The organism is Pseudomonas lini (assembly GCF_001042905.1).
GTDB classification, from domain to species: Bacteria; Pseudomonadota; Gammaproteobacteria; order Pseudomonadales; family Pseudomonadaceae; genus Aquipseudomonas; species Aquipseudomonas lini.
Window position 1 is genome coordinate 99,621 of record NZ_JYLB01000004.1, and the last position, 17,860, is coordinate 117,480.

16 protein-coding genes are annotated in these 17,860 nt (G+C 60.5%); 6 read left to right on the forward strand and 10 right to left on the reverse strand.

The features are described 5' to 3' along the window. Nucleotides 1-25: 25 nt before the first annotated feature. From nagE to TU81_RS12770, 7 genes are all read right to left on the reverse strand, one after another. Nucleotides 26-1,741, reverse strand: coding sequence for an N-acetylglucosamine-specific PTS transporter subunit IIBC (gene nagE, locus TU81_RS12740; RefSeq protein WP_048395442.1), 1,716 nt, complete (start codon nt 1,739-1,741; stop codon nt 26-28). 43 nt (nt 1,742-1,784) lie between these two features. Then, a complete protein-coding gene (gene ptsP, locus TU81_RS12745) occupies nt 1,785-4,301 on the reverse strand; it encodes a phosphoenolpyruvate--protein phosphotransferase (RefSeq protein WP_048395445.1) in 2,517 nt (838 codons plus the stop codon). A gap of 190 nt (nt 4,302-4,491) precedes the next feature. Continuing rightward, the gene (locus tag TU81_RS12750; RefSeq protein WP_088500333.1) at nt 4,492-5,514 is read right to left on the reverse strand and encodes an SIS domain-containing protein; all 1,023 of its coding nucleotides are present in this window, start codon (nt 5,512-5,514) and stop codon (nt 4,492-4,494) included. Continuing rightward, a complete protein-coding gene (gene nagA, locus TU81_RS12755; RefSeq protein WP_038981695.1) occupies nt 5,495-6,601 on the reverse strand; it encodes an N-acetylglucosamine-6-phosphate deacetylase in 1,107 nt (368 codons plus the stop codon). The genes TU81_RS12750 and nagA overlap by 20 nt, the downstream gene beginning before the upstream one ends. Before the next feature lie 69 nt (nt 6,602-6,670). After that, a complete protein-coding gene (locus TU81_RS12760; protein WP_038981696.1) occupies nt 6,671-7,402 on the reverse strand; it encodes a GntR family transcriptional regulator in 732 nt (243 codons plus the stop codon). Nucleotides 7,403-7,835: 433 nt separating this feature from the next. Then, nucleotides 7,836-8,339 carry a L,D-transpeptidase family protein gene (locus TU81_RS12765; RefSeq protein WP_038981698.1) on the reverse strand — a complete coding sequence of 168 codons (504 nt, stop codon included), beginning with the start codon at nt 8,337-8,339 and terminating at the stop codon, nt 7,836-7,838. Nucleotides 8,340-8,404: 65 nt separating this feature from the next. Continuing rightward, nucleotides 8,405-8,956, reverse strand: coding sequence for an NUDIX hydrolase (locus TU81_RS12770; RefSeq protein ID WP_038981700.1), 552 nt, complete (start codon nt 8,954-8,956; stop codon nt 8,405-8,407). 146 nt (nt 8,957-9,102) lie between these two features. Here TU81_RS12770 and TU81_RS12775 point away from each other — a divergent pair, with 146 nt between their 5' ends. The 5 genes from TU81_RS12775 (at nt 9,103) to purT (ending at nt 12,375) form a co-directional block, all read left to right on the forward strand. Beyond that, nucleotides 9,103-9,702: a CoA pyrophosphatase gene (locus TU81_RS12775; RefSeq protein ID WP_038981702.1), complete on the forward strand. Its 600-nt coding sequence runs from the start codon at nt 9,103-9,105 to the stop codon at nt 9,700-9,702. A gap of 63 nt (nt 9,703-9,765) precedes the next feature. Then, nucleotides 9,766-10,290, forward strand: a complete 525-nt coding sequence (locus tag TU81_RS12780) for a gamma carbonic anhydrase family protein (RefSeq protein WP_003221962.1) — start codon at nt 9,766-9,768, stop codon at nt 10,288-10,290. Next, nucleotides 10,287-10,502 (forward strand): DUF1289 domain-containing protein, encoded by a 216-nt coding sequence (locus tag TU81_RS12785; protein ID WP_048395449.1) that lies wholly within the window; start codon nt 10,287-10,289, stop codon nt 10,500-10,502. The genes TU81_RS12780 and TU81_RS12785 overlap by 4 nt, the downstream gene beginning before the upstream one ends. Before the next feature lie 134 nt (nt 10,503-10,636). Continuing rightward, a complete protein-coding gene (locus TU81_RS12790) occupies nt 10,637-11,104 on the forward strand; it encodes a VUT family protein (protein WP_038981705.1) in 468 nt (155 codons plus the stop codon). Nucleotides 11,105-11,193: 89 nt separating this feature from the next. Continuing rightward, complete coding sequence (gene purT, locus TU81_RS12795; RefSeq protein WP_048395451.1) at nt 11,194-12,375, forward strand: formate-dependent phosphoribosylglycinamide formyltransferase; 1,182 nt, start codon at nt 11,194-11,196, stop codon at nt 12,373-12,375. 121 nt (nt 12,376-12,496) lie between these two features. On the opposite strand, the gene TU81_RS12800 is transcribed toward purT, so the two are convergent. From TU81_RS12800 to TU81_RS12815, 3 genes are all read right to left on the reverse strand, one after another. Beyond that, complete coding sequence (locus TU81_RS12800; RefSeq protein WP_048395454.1) at nt 12,497-13,807, reverse strand: MFS transporter; 1,311 nt, start codon at nt 13,805-13,807, stop codon at nt 12,497-12,499. Between the two features lie 343 nt (nt 13,808-14,150). Continuing rightward, entirely contained in the window at nt 14,151-15,395 is a 1,245-nt protein-coding gene (locus TU81_RS12810; RefSeq protein ID WP_048395457.1) for an HlyC/CorC family transporter, read from the reverse strand. A gap of 12 nt (nt 15,396-15,407) precedes the next feature. Next, nucleotides 15,408-16,220, reverse strand: coding sequence for a cytochrome C assembly family protein (locus TU81_RS12815; RefSeq protein WP_030129838.1), 813 nt, complete (start codon nt 16,218-16,220; stop codon nt 15,408-15,410). A 210-nt stretch (nt 16,221-16,430) separates the two neighbouring features. Here TU81_RS12815 and ffh point away from each other — a divergent pair, with 210 nt between their 5' ends. Next, nucleotides 16,431-17,807 carry a signal recognition particle protein gene (gene ffh, locus TU81_RS12820; protein WP_008014733.1) on the forward strand — a complete coding sequence of 459 codons (1,377 nt, stop codon included), beginning with the start codon at nt 16,431-16,433 and terminating at the stop codon, nt 17,805-17,807. Nucleotides 17,808-17,860 lie beyond the last annotated feature (53 nt).

Consider the following 17,860-nt stretch of genomic DNA (forward strand, 5'->3'; position numbering starts at 1 on the left):
AGACTGACTTCAGATCGACAACGACCTAAACCCTGGCACTCACCTCACTGCGATTAACCAAAGCTTCCAGCGCACAACTCAAACTCGGCGCTTTGTCGCCAATCAACAGGTGCCAAACCCCACCGTCCAACTGACTGACACCCATGCAACCAAGCGCTTTCAACTGACCCTCCGACAACGCCTTGCCATCCGCCAGTTGCAACCGAATCCGGGTCATGGCCACGCAATCCATTTGCAGCACATTGTCGCCGCCGCCCAGTGCCTTCAGCCATTGCTGGGCTTCTGTGTTCGCCACAGTGGCAGTTTCAGGAACGTCGACAACGGCAGCGGGGGAGGCGATAACCGCTCGCCCCAAGGCCGGCATCGCCAACCGGATCTCATCGGCAATGCTGTCTGCCATCGGCCCAACTACGACCTGCAAACTGCCGCCCTTGCCCGGACGAACAACAGCCATCGCCCCCAGCGCTTTCAAGTCCGCATCGGATGCCTTGTTGCGATCAACCATGTCCAGCCGCAACCGTGTCGTACATGCACCTACCGTGATCAAATTCTGCGCACCACCCAGCGCCTTGATGTAAGCCCCGGCGCGCTCATTCTCGGCGACTATCACCTTGTCACCGGTCGGCACATCTTCACGCCCAGGCGTCTTCAAATTGAATCGACGAATACAGAAATCAAACACCACGTAGTAGATCAGCGCATACGCCAGCCCCACCGGAACCACTCGCCAGCCATTGGTGGATTCACCCCAGCCCAGAACCATGTCGATGAAGCCGCCTGAGAAGGTAAAGCCCAAGTGAATGTTCAGCAAATTGGTGACGGCCATCGACAACCCGGTCAGCAGCGCGTGAAGCAAAAACAGCATCGGCGCGAGGAACATGAAGGCGAATTCGATTGGTTCGGTCACACCCGTCAGAAACGAGGTCAGGGCCATGGACAAGAAAATCCCGCCCATGACTTTGCGCCGTTCCGGCAAGGCGTTGCGGTACATCGCCAGGCAGGCGGCGGGTAGGCCGAAGATCATCATCGGGAACATGCCGGTCATGAACTGGCCACCTTTCGGGTCGCCGGCAAAGTAGCGCGACAGGTCGCCTGTCACGAGTGCGCCCGTGGTCGGGTCGGTGAAGTTGCCGAATACGAACCACGCCATGTTGTTGAGGATGTGGTGCAGGCCGGTGACGATCAGCAGGCGGTTGAACACGCCGAAGACGAAAGCACCGAAGCTGCCGCTGTCCATCATTAACGCGCCGAAGCCATTGATGCCGTGCTGGATCGGTGGCCAGATGAACCCGAACACGACGCCCAGGCCGACGGCGGCGAACCCGGTGACGATCGGTACAAAACGCCGACCGCCGAAGAACGCCAGATACTCCGGCAACTTGATGTCTTTGAAGCGGTTGTACAGCGCGCCGGCCATCAGGCCGCTGACGATCCCGGCGAGCATGCCCATGTTGATGCTCGCATCGAGCACCTTGAGGGTGGAGATCATCACCAGATAGCCAATCACTCCGGCCAGGCCTGCGGTGCCGTTGTTGTCCTTGGCGAAACCGACCGCGATGCCGATGGCGAAGATCAATGCCAGGTTGGCGAAGATCACCTGACCGGCGTCGTGGATGATCGCGATGTTCAGCAAGTCGGTGTCACCCAGGCGCAGCAGTAACCCTGCAATCGGCAGGATCGCGATCGGCAGCATCAGAGCGCGACCGAGGCGCTGCAAGCCTTCGATGAAGTATTGGTACATGGCGAATCTCCCTGGGTTCTTGTTGTTTTTGTACTGTCGTCGCTCAGCTCAGAGGCCATTGCTGGTGACAGGCGTGACGCACCGCGCTGGCGCTGCTCAGCTTGAGCAGGTCCTGGCTGATGCGTCGGCATTCTCTGGCGTCGAGGTGGCGGACGCGGTCCTTGATTTCGCCGATCTGCACCGGGCTCACCGACAACTCGCTGACCCCCAGGCCAATCAACACTGGCGTGGCCAACGGATCGGAAGCGAGGGCGCCGCAGACGCCGACCCAACGGTTATGCACCGCCGCACCGGCGCAGGTCTGGGCGATCAGCCGCAGCAATGCCGGGTGCAGCGCATCGACCCGTGAGGCGAGGCCGGCGTGGTCGCGGTCCATGGCCAGGGTGTATTGGGACAAGTCGTTGGTGCCGATCGACAGGAAGTCCGCGTGTTCGGCCAGTTGCTCGGCCAGCAATGCGGCGGCCGGGACTTCGATCATCACGCCCAGTTCCGGGCGTTGGGTCAGGCCGAGTTCCCCGCACAGCGCATCGAGGCGCTGGCGGATGTGCAGCAGTTCATCGACTTCGGTGACCATCGGCAGCAGGATCCGGCAGCGGGACAACGGGCTGATCTGCAGCAGTGCACGCAGTTGCTGATCCAGCAGTTCCGGACGGACCTGAGCCAAGCGAATGCCGCGCAAACCGAGCACCGGATTTGCTTCGACCGGAAGCGGTAAATAGTCGAGTTGCTTGTCGCCGCCGACGTCGATGGTGCGGATGATCACCGACTTGTCGCCCATGGCATCGAGCACGGCTTGATAGGCGACGCGTTGTTCCTGTTCGTCCGGCGCGGTGTTGCGGTCCACAAACAGAAATTCGGTGCGCAGCAGGCCGACGCCATCCGCGCCATTGGTCAGTGCATCAGCCGCTTCAGCGCTGGAAGCGACATTGGCGGCGACTTCGATGTGCAAACCATCAAGCGTCAGTGCCGGGGTGTGAGCCTGAGCCTGTTGAAGGGCGCGACGTTGTTGATGATCGAGTTGCGCCTGATGCACCTCGGCCAGGCGCGCGGCGTTGGGCGTCAGTTCGAGACGTCCACCATCGGCATCCAGCACCACCGCTTGACCTTGCTCCTGATCGAGCAGCGTCGAACCCAGTGCAACCATGCACGGCAAGCCTTTCCCGCGAGCGAGAATCGCCACATGGGAAGTCGCGCCGCCTTCGGCCATGCACAATCCGGCCACACCTTGCTGGCTCAGTTGCAGCAAGTCGGATGGCGTCAGCTCATGGGCCGCGACGATGGCGCCGGCCGGTACGTCGTACTGCCAGGTTTCACCGAGCAGGGCGCGCAACACGCGCTGTTTGAGGTCGCGCAGGTCGTTGGCGCGTTCGGCCAGCAACGGGCTGCCAAGTTGCTGAAGCACCTCGCACTGCACGTCGATGGATTGGCTCCAGGCGTGAGTCGCAGCGGTGCCGTGGTCGATGGATTGATAAGCCGCGTCAAGCAGCGCCGGGTCTTCGAGCAGCGCCAGGTGCGCGGCGAAGATGGCTTCTTCGTCAGTATTCTTGTGCTTCTTCGCTTGGGCCAGAGTGGCGTCGATGTCGCTGCGGACCCCAGTCAGTGCAGTGTCCAGACTTTGCCGTTGTTGCTCGCGATCATGATTGCCGGCATCCATCGGCAGACTGATCGAGTTCAGACGAAACAACGGCCCAGCCACCAGACCGGGCGCTGCGCACACGCCATGCAGCACGCCCGCTTCGGCAGGGCGATTACGTTGGATCATCGGTGCTGGCGCAGCGGCGTGGCTGTCTTCGGCCAGGGCTGTGGATAACGCCGCCAACAGGGCTTGCAGCGCGGCCTCGGCGTCCGGTCCCTGGCAACTGACTTTGATTTCATCCTGCTCACCGACGGCCAGCGCCATCAGGCCGATCAAACTGTCGCAGGCCGCCGATTTGCCGGCGAAGTGCAGTCGGGATTTGCTCTTGAACTGTTGGGCGGTCTGGCGGATCAGTGCGGCAGGCCGGGCGTGCAGGCCACCGCGATGGGCGACATGAATATGCCCCTGAACCTCGATGCCGACGACCTCAATGTCGATCTGCACACCGTTGGCCACTTTCGGCACGATGTGCAGCAGCGGATCGCCGACCTTCACCGATTTCAGCGTAATCGGCCGCGCCTGAAAGTCCTGGCTGTTGGTCAGGATCATCAGGCTGACCAGGCTTTTGCACTGCTGCGCGACCTGGTCCAGGTCATAACGCAACAGCGGCTGGCCATTGCTGACGCGCGCACCTTCCTTGACCAGCATCGAGAAACCGACGCCCTGTAACTCGACCGTATCGAGGCCCAGATGCAGCAGCAACTCGGCACCGTTATCGGCGCGCAAGGTGATGGCGTGACCGGTGCGGGCGACGTGGGTCACCACAGCTTCACAGGGTGAGTACAGGGTGTCGTTCAGCGGATCGATGGCGATCCCGTCGCCCATGGCGCCACTGGCGAACACCGGGTCCGGGACTTTCGCGAGTGTGAGCACCGGGCCGCTGAGCGGGGCGCTGAGGGTCAGCTCTTTATTGTTGTTGTGCATGGCTCGGTCTCATCAGTAAAAACTACGGTTCGGATCAACTCGCCCTGTACGGATTAACGTGTCCTCTGTAGGAGCTGACGAGTGAAACGAGGCTGCGATCTTTTGACGTTGTTTTTAAAGAGCAAGATCAAAAGATCGCAGCCTCGTTTCACTCGACAGCTCCTACAGGGTTACTCACCCGCCATTCGAATTAGTGCGTGCGCGTCACTTTGCTCAAATGACGCGGCTGGTCCGGGTCCATGCCTCGGGCGAGGGCCAAGCCTGCGGCCATGACGTAAAAACTCTGGATCGCTAGAATCGGGTCCAGGGCCGGGTGTTCGGCGCGGCTCAGGGTCAGGTCGCGTTCGGCGACGTCATCCGGCGCGGCCAGTAGCACGCGGGCGCCGCGCTGGCGCATGTCCGCCGCAAGGCTCAGCAACCCGGCCTGCTCGGCGCCGCGCGGAGCGAAGATCAGCAATGGGTAATTCTCGTCGATCAACGCCATCGGGCCATGCCGGACTTCGGCGCTGCTGAAGGCTTCGGCCTGGATCGCTGAGGTTTCCTTGAATTTGAGGGCCGCTTCCTGGGCGATGGCGAAACCGGCGCCACGGCCGATCACCATCAAACGCTGACAATCACGCAACGCGTCGATGGCCAGGCTCCAGTCCTGTTTTGCCGCTTCGCGCAGACCTTCCGGCAGGGCAAGGCCAGCTTCCAGCAACTCCACGTCTTCTTTCCAGTGGGCGATCAGGCGGGCGCTGGCGGTGAGGGTGGCGATAAAACTCTTGGTCGCGGCGACGCTGCTTTCGGTGCCGGCGCACAGCGGCAGGCTGAATTCGCAGGCGGCTTCCAAAGGCGAGTTCTCGGCGTTGACCATCGAAATGCTCAGGGCGCCGCGCTTGCGTAGCAGACGCAGGCTGTTCACCAGATCCGGGCTTTGCCCCGACTGCGAGAAGGCGAACGCGACCTGGCCGCTGACCTTCAGCGGCGCTTGCTGCATGGTCACCACCGACATCGGCAACGACGCCACCGGAATGCCCAGTTGCTGCATGGTCAGGTAGGCAAAGTAGCTTGCGGCATGGTCGGAGCTGCCGCGAGCGACAGTCATCGCTACTTGCGGCGGCTGACGACGCAGGCGCCCGGCGATTTCGATCATCTGCGGGTCGAGCTGCTGCAATTGAGCTTGCACCGCCTCGAACGAGGACAGCGCCTCTTCAAGCATTTTTGAAGTCAATGTCTTCTCCTTCGACCATGACGGCGGTCAGTGTGAGTGAGCGATCCAGCCGCACGCAGTCGGCCCAGGCGCCGGGTTGCAGGCGTCCGCGTTCTTGAAGGCCGAGGTAGTCGGCGGGGAATTGCGAAAGTCGTTGCGAGGCTTCGGCAATCGGCAAACCGATCTTCACCAGATTGCGCAAAGCCTGATCCATGGTCAGGGTGCTGCCGGCCAGCGTGCCGTCGGGCAGGCGCACGCCGCCCAGGCATTTGGTCACGGTGTGGCTGCCGAGTTTGTATTCGCCGTCCGGCATGCCGGCGGCGGCGGTGGAATCGGTGACGCAGTACAGGCACGGGATCGAGCGCAGGGCCACGCGGATCGCGCCGGGGTGCACGTGCAGCAAGTCTGGAATCAGCTCGGCGTATTTGGCATGGGCCAGCGCCGCACCGACGATGCCCGGCTCGCGGTGGTGCAGCGGGCTCATGGCGTTGTAGAGATGGGTGAAACTGCTGGCCCCGGCCGCAAGCGCAGCGACACCTTCCTCGTAACTGCCCAGCGTGTGGCCGATTTGCATGCGCACGCCGCGAGCGCTGAGGGCACGGATCAAACCGTCGTGGCCGGCGATTTCCGGGGCGATGGTGATCACCCGGATCGGCGCCAGCGCCAGGTATTCTTCGACTTCGGCCATCAATGCGGTGTGAGCGAAATTCGGCTGGGCGCCGAGTTTGCCCGGGTTGATGTACGGGCCTTCCAGATGCACGCCGAGGACTCGGGCGCTGCCTTTTGGCCGCTGTTCGCAAAACTCTCCGACGTCCTTGAGCACTCGCGAAATCTCTTCGTTCGGCGCTGTCATGGTGGTCGCCAGCAGCGACGTGGTGCCGAAGCGCACGTGGGTTCTGGTGATGGTTTCGAAGGCTGGCGCGCCTTCCATGATGTCTTTGCCACCGCCGCCGTGAACGTGCAGGTCGATGAAACCCGGCAGCAGGTAAGGCAGGTCATTGTCCGCCGGATCGCACGGTTGGCCTTCGATGGACACGACCTTGCCGTGTTCGTGGATCAGCCGGCCGCGAACCCAGCCGTGGGCGGTGAGGATGTTGTCTTCGGACATGATCGGTTCTCGTTTGCTCGTTTAGCAACGAAGCTCTTTATCTGCGGAGCTCTTTATCTACGAAGCTCTTCATCTACGAAGCTCTGCGACAAAGTCGTAGTAGTCGTTGCGGCAATAGGTGTCGGTGACTTCGATTGGCGTGTTGTCTTCCATATAGCCGACCCGGGTCATCAGCAGCATGGCGGTGCCAGGAGCGATGCCCACCAGGGCGGCGAATTCGTCCGAGGCGTTGATCGCCTGAATGTGTTGCAGGGCGCGGACCACCGGTTTACCGATGCCATCGAGGTATTCGTAGAGGGAATCGCCCACCGCTTGCGGCTTGGGAATGATCGAGGCGGGCAGGGTGCTCATCTCGATCGCCATCACCGTGTCGTCGGCTTTGCGCAAGCGTTTGAGCCGCGCAACCTTGTCGTTGGGCGACAGGCCGAGGCGGATCAATTCTTCGTGGGTCGGCGGGGTGATTTCCCGTTCCAGCCATTGCGAGCCGGGGACGAAACCCTTGAGCCGGAGCATTTCGCTAAAGCCCGAGAGGCGTGACAGCGGTTGTTCCAGGCGTGGCGTGATGAACGTGCCAGAGCCTTGATTGCGCCGGATCAGGCCTTGCTCGAACAGCACTTCCAGCGCTTTGCGTGCGGTGACGCGAGAGATGCCCAGTAGTTCGCTGAGATTGCGTTCCGATGGCATCGCCTGTTCGGCTTTCCACTGGCCGGCATGGATCGCCGCTTCCAGATTGCGCGCCAGTTGCAGGTACAACGGCGTGGGCTGGGTGTCGTCAGGGCGTAGGGCCTGGAGGTCATTCATTTAGGTTTGGTCCGATGCGGATGTAGGACTGTTGTCGCCCGGTTGTGGGGCGAAAACTAATACCACTTAAATACCATGTCAATGCCAGTACTTTGCTGTGGGCGCAGCAAAGCTTGCCCTGCATGATGGTCTTTAGGGGGCTTTGTTCTAAGTGGTATTAGGGTCGGGGATTTTAAAAGCAAAGATCGCAGCCTGCGGCAGCTCCTACAGATGGGATTGGTATCTACCCTGTAGGAGCTGCCGCAGGCTGCGATCTTTTGAATTTATTTTTTCGAGGCCGACCGAAGGTAGTCACTCGATCGTTCCCACGCTCCGCGTGGGAATGCAGCCCGGGACGCTCCGCGTCCCACTTAAAGCCGAACGCGGAGCGTCCGTAGTGGCATTCCCACGCGGAGCGTGGGAACGATCATCATCAGCCTTGAAGTTTCACCCGTTACGGCCGAATCTCAATCATCGTGCCATCCGGCACCAAGCCCCAAACCTCGCGCATGTCCATATTGCGCATGGCGATGCAGCCGTCGGTCCAGTCCAGCGTATGGAACAGGTCTTCCGGGTTGTCTTCGGTGTCTGGGGTGCCGTGGATCATGATCATGCCGCCAGGCTCGACGCCTTCGCGCCGGGCGCGGGCGGCGTCGCTGATATTAGGGTAGGAGATGTGCATCGCCAGGTTGAAGCGGTCGCTGATCTTGCGCCAGTCCACCCAATAAAAGCCTTCGGGGGTACGTTTGTCGCCCTCCATCAGCTTCGGCCCCTTGGGGCGTTTGCCCAGGGAAATGCGATAGGTCTTGATCGGCTTGCCGTCATTGATCAATTGCAATTGGTGGGCAGATTTCAGAACCAGAACTTTTTCGATGACTTTGCCGTCCAGCGTTTCCGTGGAGGAAGCCTGGCTGACAGCGACGAACGACAAGCAAAAAACGGCAAGCAACCAGCGCATTGAAACGATATCCCTAAGAGGTGTCGCGATTATTGATTTTATAGATGCTTTTACGTGTAGGCGCGTTAAATGATGGCGGGCTGGACGAGCGGTGGGATCGATTCGGACCGCACGGGGTAGACCTCGGTCCGCCGGTCAGCGAAGAAGCATTCTAAGGTACGCCCCACCGTGCGGAAAGCCAGTTCGCCCCAAGGGATGTCGGCTTCTTCGAACAGTTGCACTTCCAGGCTCTCGGGTCCCGCGGAAAAATCCAGATCCACCAGCTCGGCGCGAAAGAACACATGCACCTGGCTGATGTGTGGCACGTCGATCAGCGTATAGATGCTCAGGTTGCGCACCCGGGCACAGGCTTCTTCGGCGGTCTCGCGAATGGCGGCCTGTTCGATGGTCTCACCGTTTTCCATGAAACCGGCAGGCAGGGTCCAGTAACCGAGCCGTGGTTCGATGGCGCGACGGCACAGCAACACCTTCGAACCCCAGGTCGGCACGCAACCGGCGACGATATTGGGGTTCTGGTAATGGATGGTATGACAGCTATCGCAGACAAAACGCAGGCGCGAATCGCCTTCGGGAATGCGCTGGGTTACCGGGTTGCCGCATTGGCTGCAAAATTTCATGCTTGGGTTCCTGAATGCTGCGCCTATCTTGGCGTGCAGCGGTGTCGGTCGGCAAGTTGTCGTTTCGCGACATGAGGCTGTTCGGGGCTTGGGCGGCCGGTGTGATTGGTGCATGATGCAGGGTAAGGCACAGATCGAGAAGACTCATGCTGGACGAGCTACTGCACCGGGTAAGCAATCACACGCCGCGTACGCTGGAAACCGACCGACGTTTCCCCGAAGCCGCGGTATTGGTGCCTATCACGCGCAGTGACGAACCGGAATTGGTGCTAACCCTTCGCGCCAGCGGGCTCTCGACCCATGGCGGCGAAGTTGCCTTCCCTGGCGGTCGACGCGACCCCGAAGACCCAGACCTGATTTTTACTGCCCTGCGCGAAGCCGAAGAAGAAATCGGCCTGCCACCGGGGCTGGTCGAAGTGATCGGCCCGCTGAGCCCACTGATCTCCCTGCATGGCATCAAGGTCACGCCCTATGTCGGCGTGATTCCGGATTTCGTCGAATACCAGGCCAACGATGCCGAGATCGCCGCGGTGTTCAGCGTGCCGCTGGAGTTCTTCCGCAAAGACCCGCGCGAGCACACCCACCGCATCGACTATCAGGGCCACAGTTGGTACGTGCCGAGCTACCGTTACGGCGAGTACAAGATCTGGGGCCTGACGGCGATCATGATTGTCGAGTTGATCAACCTGCTCTATGACGCGAAAATCAGCCTGCATCAACCACCCAAGAGTTTTATCAAAACCTGAAGCCATCGCGCGTATGGCGTGAACCCGTGAACCCGCGGCAGTCTGAGCCTTGAGGAAAATAAGATGAAATACCGCCTGGGCGACGCCCGCGTCGATACCCATCCGCAGAGTTGGGTCGCCCCCAATGCCGTGCTGGTGGGCAAGGTCAAACTGGAAGAGGGCGCCAACGTCTGGTTCAACGCCGTGTTGCGTGGCGACAACGAATTGATCCTGATTGGCAAGAACAGCAACGTGCAGGACGGCACCGTCATGCACACTGACATGGGCTACCCGCTGACCATTGGCACCGGCGTGACCATCGGCCACAACGCCATGCTCCACGGCTGCACGGTGGGCGATTACAGCCTGATCGGCATCAACGCGGTGATTCTCAACGGTGCGAAAATCGGTAAGAATTGCATCATCGGCGCCAACTCGCTGATCGGTGAGGGCAAGGAAATTCCGGACGGTTCATTGGTCATGGGCTCACCGGGCAAGGTGGTGCGCGAGTTGACCGAGCCGCAAAAGAAGATGCTCGAAGCCAGCGCCGCCCACTATGTGCACAACTCGCAGCGTTATGCCCGCGATCTGGTCGAGCAGGAAGAATGAGCACTATTGAACGACCTGTTCCATCGCCGTGCGTGAACATTTGTGCGCTGGATGAGGATGACATTTGCACCGGGTGTCAGCGCACGGTGGAAGAAATCACCCGCTGGAGCCGGATGGACAACGCAGAGCGGCGCAAGGTGTTGGGGTTGTGCCATGAGCGGGCGAAGTCGAGCGGGTTGATCTGGATGTTGGGTAAAACACCAGACCTGTAGGAGCTGACGAGTGCAACGAGGCTGCGATCTTTTGATCTTGCCTTTAAAAAACAACGTCAAAAGATCGCAGCCTCGTTGCACTCGTCAGCTCCTACGGTACCCTGTGCACAAAATTGACAGGTATTCCCCGCCCCATGCTCTTCCTGATCGCCTACATCAGCAGCGTCGTGCTGATCAATTACGCCTTTTCCAGCGCCCCGCACCTGGACATCATCTGGTCGGCCTGGGGTGGTCTGGTGTTCGTGCTGCGCGACATGGTGCAAACCCGCTTCGGTCACGGCGCGATCGCGGCGATGCTGGTGGCGTTGGTGCTGTCGTACGCCACCTCCGACCCGTCCATCGCGCTGGCCAGCGCCATCGCATTCGCTGTGTCCGAGTGCATCGACTGGCTGGTGTTCAGCATCACCAAGCGTCCATTGCATGATCGCCTGTGGATAAGTTCGGCGCTGAGCATCCCGCTGGACACCTTCATCTTCTTCGGCATGATTGATGCGTTCACTCCGGCCGTGATCCTCACCGCCATGGGTTCGAAGTTCGCAGGTGTGACGGTCGTGTGGCTGATCATGGCCTGGCGCTTGCGTAATCAGGCCGTCGTCAGCTGAAGCCAAACCCTCAGGTTCATGTAAAATGCCGCGCTTTCTCCCCATGGGAAGCGCGCTTCCCTCGATGATCCGCTTCTTGAGGACCTGAGATGACCCGTATCGGAACTCCATTGTCGCCAACCGCGACCCGCGTATTAATGTGTGGCTGTGGTGAGTTGGGCAAGGAAGTGGTGATCGAGCTGCAACGCCTGGGCGTTGAAGTGATTGCCGTCGATCGCTACGCCAATGCGCCGGCCATGCAAGTCGCCCATCGCAGCCATGTGATCAACATGCTCGACGGCGCGGCCCTGCGTGCAGTGATCGAAGCCGAGAAACCGGACTTCATCGTGCCGGAAATCGAAGCCATCGCCACCGCGACCCTGGTTGAACTGGAGTCCGAAGGCTTCACCGTGATCCCGACCGCTCGCGCCGCACAGCTGACCATGAACCGCGAAGGCATCCGTCGCCTGGCCGCCGAAGAGCTGGGCCTGCCGACGTCGCCGTACTACTTCGCCGACACCTTCGAGGACTACAACAAGGCTGTCGAAGATCTGGGGTTCCCATGCGTGGTCAAACCGGTCATGAGTTCCTCGGGCAAAGGCCAGAGCCTGCTGCGCAGTGTCGATGACGTGCAGAAGGCCTGGGATTACGCTCAAGAAGGTGGCCGCGCCGGTAAAGGTCGCGTGATCATCGAAGGCTTCATCGATTTCGACTACGAAATCACCCTGCTGACCGTGCGTCACGTTGGCGGCACTACGTTCTGTGCGCCGGTTGGCCACCGTCAGGAGAAAGGCGACTACCAGGAATCCTGGCAGCCACAAGCCATGAGCCCGGTTGCTCTGGCTGAATCCGAGCGCGTTGCTAAAGCGGTGACCGAAGCCTTGGGTGGCCGTGGTTTGTTTGGCGTCGAGTTGTTCATCAAGGGTGATCAGGTCTGGTTCAGCGAAGTCTCGCCGCGCCCGCATGACACCGGTCTGGTGACCCTTATTTCCCAGGACCTGTCGCAGTTCGCGCTGCATGCACGGGCGATCCTGGGCCTGCCGATTCCATTGATCCGTCAGTTCGGGCCTTCGGCTTCGGCGGTGATTCTGGTGGAAGGGCAGTCGACTCAAACCGCATTCGCCAATTTGGGCGCTGCGTTGAGCGAACCGGATACTGCGTTGCGTCTGTTCGGCAAGCCAGAGGTCAATGGCCAGCGCCGGATGGGTGTGGCGTTGGCGCGTGATGAATCGATCGAGGCTGCCCGGGCTAAAGCGACCCGTGCTTCTCAGGCTGTTGGTGTAGAGCTCTAAACCGAGGCGCGCCATTCGCGAGCAAGCCCGCTCCCACACTTGATCGGTGTGAATACAGATTTTGTATACATCCAAAATCTAATGTGGGAGCGGGCTTGCTCGCGAAGCTTTTGCTTTTTCTTCAGGCCACCCGATTCAAATCGTTATGCCGCGTCTCCTTCAGGCACAGCACCGCAATCAAGCTCAGCACCGCCGCCACATACCCGCCGACATAACTCAAACCGCCCATCGCCACCAGTTTTTGCGCAAAGAACGGTGCCGCCGAGGCTCCGACAATCCCGCCCAGGTTGTACGCCGCCGATGCGCCGGTATAGCGCACGTGGGTCGGAAACAGCTCTGGCAGCAGCGCGCCCATCGGCGCAAACGTCACGCCCATCAGAAACAGCTCGATGCACAGGAACAGCGCCACGCCCCAGGTCGAGCCTTGGGTCAGCAGCGGCTCCATCAGGAATCCGGACAGAATCGCCAGCACACCGCCGATGATCAGCACCGGTTTGCGCCCGAAACGATCACTCGCCCAGGCCGACAGCGGTGTCGCGGCCGCCATGAACAACACAGCGAAACACAGCAGGCCGAGGAAGGTTTCTCGGGTGTAGCCGAGCGTCGACACGCCATAGCTCAGCGAAAACACTGTCGAGATGTAGAACAGCGCATAGCACACCACCATCGCCCCGGCACCTAGCAGCATCGGCGCCCAGTATTGGCTGAACAGCTCGACCAATGGGATCTTCACCCGCTCTTGGCGAGCCATGGCGTTGGCGAACACCGGGGTCTCGTGGAGCTTGAGGCGTACGTACAAGCCCACCATCACTAGCGCGGCACTGAGCAGGAACGGAATCCGCCAGCCCCACGAACGGAACTGTTCGTCGTTCAGGCTCATGGCCAGGGTCAGGAACAAGCCGTTGGCCGCCAGAAACCCGATCGATGGGCCGAGTTGCGGAAACATGCCGTACCAGGCGCGCTTGCCCTTGGGCGCGTTCTCCGTGGCCAGCAATGCGGCGCCGCCCCATTCACCGCCCAATCCCAGGCCTTGGCCGAAGCGCAGCACGCAAAGCAGGATCGGCGCCCAGGCGCCAATGCTGTCGTAACCCGGCAGCACGCCAATCAGCGTGGTACACACGCCCATCAGCAGCAGGGAAGCGACCAGTGTCGATTTACGCCCGATGCGGTCACCGAAGTGGCCGAACAGCGCCGAACCCAAAGGCCGTGCAAGGAAGGCGATGCCGAAGGTGAGGAACGCCGACAGCATCTGGGCGGTGCCGGAGGTCTGCGGAAAAAACACCGGCCCGATCACCAGAGCTGCCGCCGTGGCATAGACGTAGAAGTCGTAGAACTCGATGGCCGTGCCGATGAAACTCGCGGTGGCTACTCGGGTGGCGGAGTTGGTTGGTTGGACAGGCGCGGTGTCGCTGAACGTTGTGCTGGTCGTCATGCGGTAATCCCTGACAGTCATGTGCCCCAGTGGAGCGAATTATTATGGTCGAATACCCAGGGATGTGGGCTGAGATACGGTCGCTGTTCAAGGTAGGAACAGTCGTCGCAGTGGTGCGGATATTGTCGATGATCTGGCCGGAACCTGCTGCGCGCGGGGTAAGCACGTGGTTCGGCGGGGGCTTGGGTAAGCGGCTTGATTATAGGAAGGCGGCTAACGATCGAACAAGGGCATAGATATTGAAAAAGATCGCAGCCTCGTTTCGCTCGACAGCTCCTGCAGAGGAGCGCATTCCAAACTGTAGGAGCTGTCGAGCGAAGCGAGGCTGCGATCTTTTAACTATCTAACGGCTGGAGGCAATCGCAGGCGTCGAACTGGTATGCCAGATCAGCACGCGCGTGACGCGATTGTCTTCCGTCTCCAGAATCTCCAGCCGATAACGCCCGATCTTCAGGCAAACCGCACTGTCCGGAATCGTTTCCAGCGCCTCGGTCACCAACCCGTTGAGGGTTTTCGGGCCATCGCTGGGCAAGTGCCAGCCAAGGCTTTTGTTCAATTCGCGAATCGACGCCGCACCCTCGATGACCAGACGCCCATCGGTCTGCGGATGGATGTGCGGGTTATCCAGGCTGTGCTGGCTTTCGAATTCACCGACGATTTCTTCGAGAATGTCTTCCAGGGTCACGATGCCCAGCACTTCGCCGTACTCGTCGACCACCATGCCCAAGCGCCGCTGCTGCTTGTGGAAGTTCAGCAATTGCAGCTGCAGCGGGGTGCTTTCCGGTACGAAGTAAGGTTCGTGACTGGCTGTCAGCAGCGCTTCCCGGGTCAGGCTCGAATCCGCCAGCAAATGACGGATCTGTCGAGTGTTAAGCACCGCTTCGACCTGGTTGATATCGCTGTGGAATACCGGCAGGCGGGTGCGTCTGTTATGGCGCAGTTGTTCGATGATTTCTTCGAGGGAATCGTCCAGATTGATTCCGTCGACGTCGCTGCGCGGTACCAGAATATCGTTGACCGTGATGTTATCCAGCGCGTGGATACCTGACAGCGAATGCGGGCGACTGGCTGCGTGTTCGTGATCGTCGCGCCGATCTGACGGTATCTCGTCTTCGCTTTGCTGCACCACGTTGATTTTGCGGGCGAATGGTCGCATCAGCAGTTGGCTGATGGCATTGAGTAACCAGGCCGCCGGGTAGACGATCTTCAAGGGTATGCCGAGCAGTGTGTTGCCCAGTGTCAGGACGGCATCCGGATAGCGCACGGCAAGGGTGCGCGGCAGGTAGTCGGCGAACACCAGCAGCACCGCGCTGGCGCCGAGGCAGGCAATCCATGGACCGTTTTGTGCCCAGGTGAAAATCGCCAGCAAGGTGCTGATGACCACCACCAGCGCGCGGCACAGGGTGTTGCAGAGGATCAGGCTGTTGAGTGGGAAACTCAGCTTGGCCACTGGCTTGTCGCTCGAGCGCGAGGCCGTTCGCTGGGCCAGCAAGTGCTGTTGTGCAATTTCGATGGCGGTAAACAGCCCCGACCATAAAATCAGCAGAGCCAGCACCGCGAGCATCGGCCCTATGGGCAAGTCGTCCATTAATGCCGCCCGTCAGATATGCAGAATGTATTCGCGGACCAGCTTGCTGCCGAAATACGCCAGCATCAGCAGGCAAAAACCGGCAAGGGTCCAGCGGATGGCTTTGTGTCCGCGCCAGCCGAGGCGGTTACGCCCCCAAAGCAGCACGCTGAACACGATCCAGGCCAGGCACGCCAGCAGGGTTTTATGCACCAGGTGCTGGGCGAACAGGTTCTCGACGAACAACCAGCCGGAGATCAGCGACAACGACAGCAGGCTCCAGCCGGCCCAGAGGAAACCAAACAGCAGGCTTTCCATGGTTTGCAGCGGCGGGAAATTCTTGATCAGCCCGGACGGATGCTTGTGTTTGAGCTGATGGTCCTGAACCAGCAGCAGCAATGCCTGGAACACCGCGATGGTGAACATGCCGTAAGCGAGGATCGACAAGAGGATGTGGGCGAGGATGCCTGGTTCTTCGTCAATGATCTGCACCGTACCGGCGGGGGCGAACTGTGCCAGCAGCACGGTGGCGGCGCCCAACGGGAACAGCAATAGCAGCAGGTTTTCCACCGGAATCCGCGAGCAGGCCAGCAGGGTCAGGGCGATGACCGCTGCGGCAATCAGGCTGGCGGCGCTGAAGAAGTCCAGGGCCAGGCCGATCGGTGTCAGCAGATAGGTGATCAGGCTGACGCTGTGGGCCAGCACGGCCAGCACACCGAGCGTGACCAGCAGGCGCTTGTTCGCCTTGGCGCCGGTGGCCAGACGGGTGCCCTGATAGAGGGTCGCAGCGGCATATAAGCAGGCGGCGGCGAGGGTGGTAAGCAAACTGGGTGACAAGGGGAGCATAAATCCTGTTAGGCAAGCCCGAAAGGCGCTGAGTTTGGCATAGAACCCCCACAGCACGAAAGACCATGCAACCTGACGGCGAGGTGTCCGCCAGACGCAGTCTTCGCTATAATCCGCGACCTGCCCACGCCGCAGGCTCGCCGAGCACATGTTTATTCCGGTCTGGGCCGCCATTATCCCGGTCTACACAGGGCCTGAAAGGATCGCGCAATGTTTGAAAACTTAACCGACCGTCTCTCGCAGACGCTGCGCCATGTCACCGGCAAAGCCAAGCTGACCGAAGACAACATCAAAGACACCCTGCGCGAAGTGCGCATGGCGTTGCTCGAAGCCGATGTCGCCTTGCCGGTGGTCAAAGACTTCGTCAACTCGGTCAAGGAACGCGCTGTTGGCACCGAGGTGTCGCGCAGCCTGACGCCGGGCCAGGCCTTCGTGAAAATCGTCCAGGCCGAACTCGAAAGCCTGATGGGCGCGGCCAACGAAGATTTGAACCTGAGCGCCGTTCCTCCTGCTGTCGTGTTGATGGCCGGTTTGCAGGGTGCGGGTAAAACCACCACCGCCGGCAAACTCGCGCGCTTCCTTAAAGAGCGCAAGAAGAAGTCGGTCATGGTCGTGTCCGCGGACGTTTACCGTCCGGCAGCGATCAAGCAGCTGGAAATGCTCGCGGGTGAAGTTGGCGTTACCTTCTTCCCGTCCGACCTGAGCCAGAAGCCGGTCGACATCGCGCAAGCCGCTATTAAAGAAGCAAAACTGAAATTCATCGACGTGGTTATCGTCGATACCGCCGGTCGTCTGCACATCGACGAAGAGATGATGGGCGAGATCAAGGCGCTGCACGCCGCGATCAACCCGGTTGAAACCCTGTTCGTGGTCGATGCCATGACCGGCCAGGACGCCGCCAACACGGCCAAGGCCTTCGGCGATGCGCTGCCGCTGACCGGTGTGATCCTGACCAAGGTCGACGGCGATGCCCGTGGCGGTGCCGCGCTGTCGGTACGTGCCATCACTGGCAAGCCGATCAAGTTCATCGGTATGGGCGAGAAGAGCGAAGCGCTCGAACCGTTCCATCCTGAGCGTATCGCTTCGCGCATCCTCGGCATGGGCGACGTGCTCAGCCTGATCGAGCAGGCCGAACAGACCCTCGACAAAGACAAAGCCGACAAACTGGCCAAGAAGCTGAAGAAGGGCAAGGGCTTCGACCTCGAAGACTTCCGCGATCAGCTGCAACAGATGAAGAACATGGGCGGCCTCGGCGGCCTCATGGACAAACTGCCGAACATCGGCGGTGTGAATCTGGCGCAAATGGGCAACGCCCAGGGCGCGGCAGAGAAGCAGTTCAAGCAGATGGAAGCCATCATCAACTCCATGACCCCGGCCGAGCGCCGCGACCCTGAGCTGATCAGCGGTTCGCGCAAGCGCCGGATCGCCATGGGTTCCGGCACTCAGGTGCAGGACATCGGTCGCTTGATCAAGCAGCACAAGCAGATGCAGAAGATGATGAAGAAATTCTCCGCGAAAGGCGGAATGGCCAAAATGATGCGCGGCATGGGCGGTATGTTGCCCGGCGGCGGCATGCCGAAAATGTAAAGTATTCACGCAAGGGCTTGCCCTTGCATCTCCCACATGGAAGTGGGATCTCC

Coding starts and splice junctions, on each gene's coding strand:
- TU81_RS12780 (WP_003221962.1), top strand. CDS start 9,766: ATGAAATACCGCCTGGGCGACGCCCGCGTCGATACCCATCCGCAGAGT.
- TU81_RS12815 (WP_030129838.1), bottom strand. CDS start 16,220: ATGCTCCCCTTGTCACCCAGTTTGCTTACCACCCTCGCCGCCGCCTGC.
- TU81_RS12775 (WP_038981702.1), top strand. CDS start 9,103: ATGCTGGACGAGCTACTGCACCGGGTAAGCAATCACACGCCGCGTACG.
- ptsP (WP_048395445.1), bottom strand. CDS start 4,301: ATGCACAACAACAATAAAGAGCTGACCCTCAGCGCCCCGCTCAGCGGC.
- nagA (WP_038981695.1), bottom strand. CDS start 6,601: ATGTCCGAAGACAACATCCTCACCGCCCACGGCTGGGTTCGCGGCCGG.
- TU81_RS12785 (WP_048395449.1), top strand. CDS start 10,287: ATGAGCACTATTGAACGACCTGTTCCATCGCCGTGCGTGAACATTTGT.
- TU81_RS12770 (WP_038981700.1), bottom strand. CDS start 8,956: ATGAAATTTTGCAGCCAATGCGGCAACCCGGTAACCCAGCGCATTCCC.
- ffh (WP_008014733.1), top strand. CDS start 16,431: ATGTTTGAAAACTTAACCGACCGTCTCTCGCAGACGCTGCGCCATGTC.
- TU81_RS12790 (WP_038981705.1), top strand. CDS start 10,637: ATGCTCTTCCTGATCGCCTACATCAGCAGCGTCGTGCTGATCAATTAC.
- TU81_RS12760 (WP_038981696.1), bottom strand. CDS start 7,402: ATGAATGACCTCCAGGCCCTACGCCCTGACGACACCCAGCCCACGCCG.
- TU81_RS12765 (WP_038981698.1), bottom strand. CDS start 8,339: ATGCGCTGGTTGCTTGCCGTTTTTTGCTTGTCGTTCGTCGCTGTCAGC.
- nagE (WP_048395442.1), bottom strand. CDS start 1,741: ATGTACCAATACTTCATCGAAGGCTTGCAGCGCCTCGGTCGCGCTCTG.
- TU81_RS12810 (WP_048395457.1), bottom strand. CDS start 15,395: ATGGACGACTTGCCCATAGGGCCGATGCTCGCGGTGCTGGCTCTGCTG.
- TU81_RS12800 (WP_048395454.1), bottom strand. CDS start 13,807: ATGACGACCAGCACAACGTTCAGCGACACCGCGCCTGTCCAACCAACC.
- purT (WP_048395451.1), top strand. CDS start 11,194: ATGACCCGTATCGGAACTCCATTGTCGCCAACCGCGACCCGCGTATTA.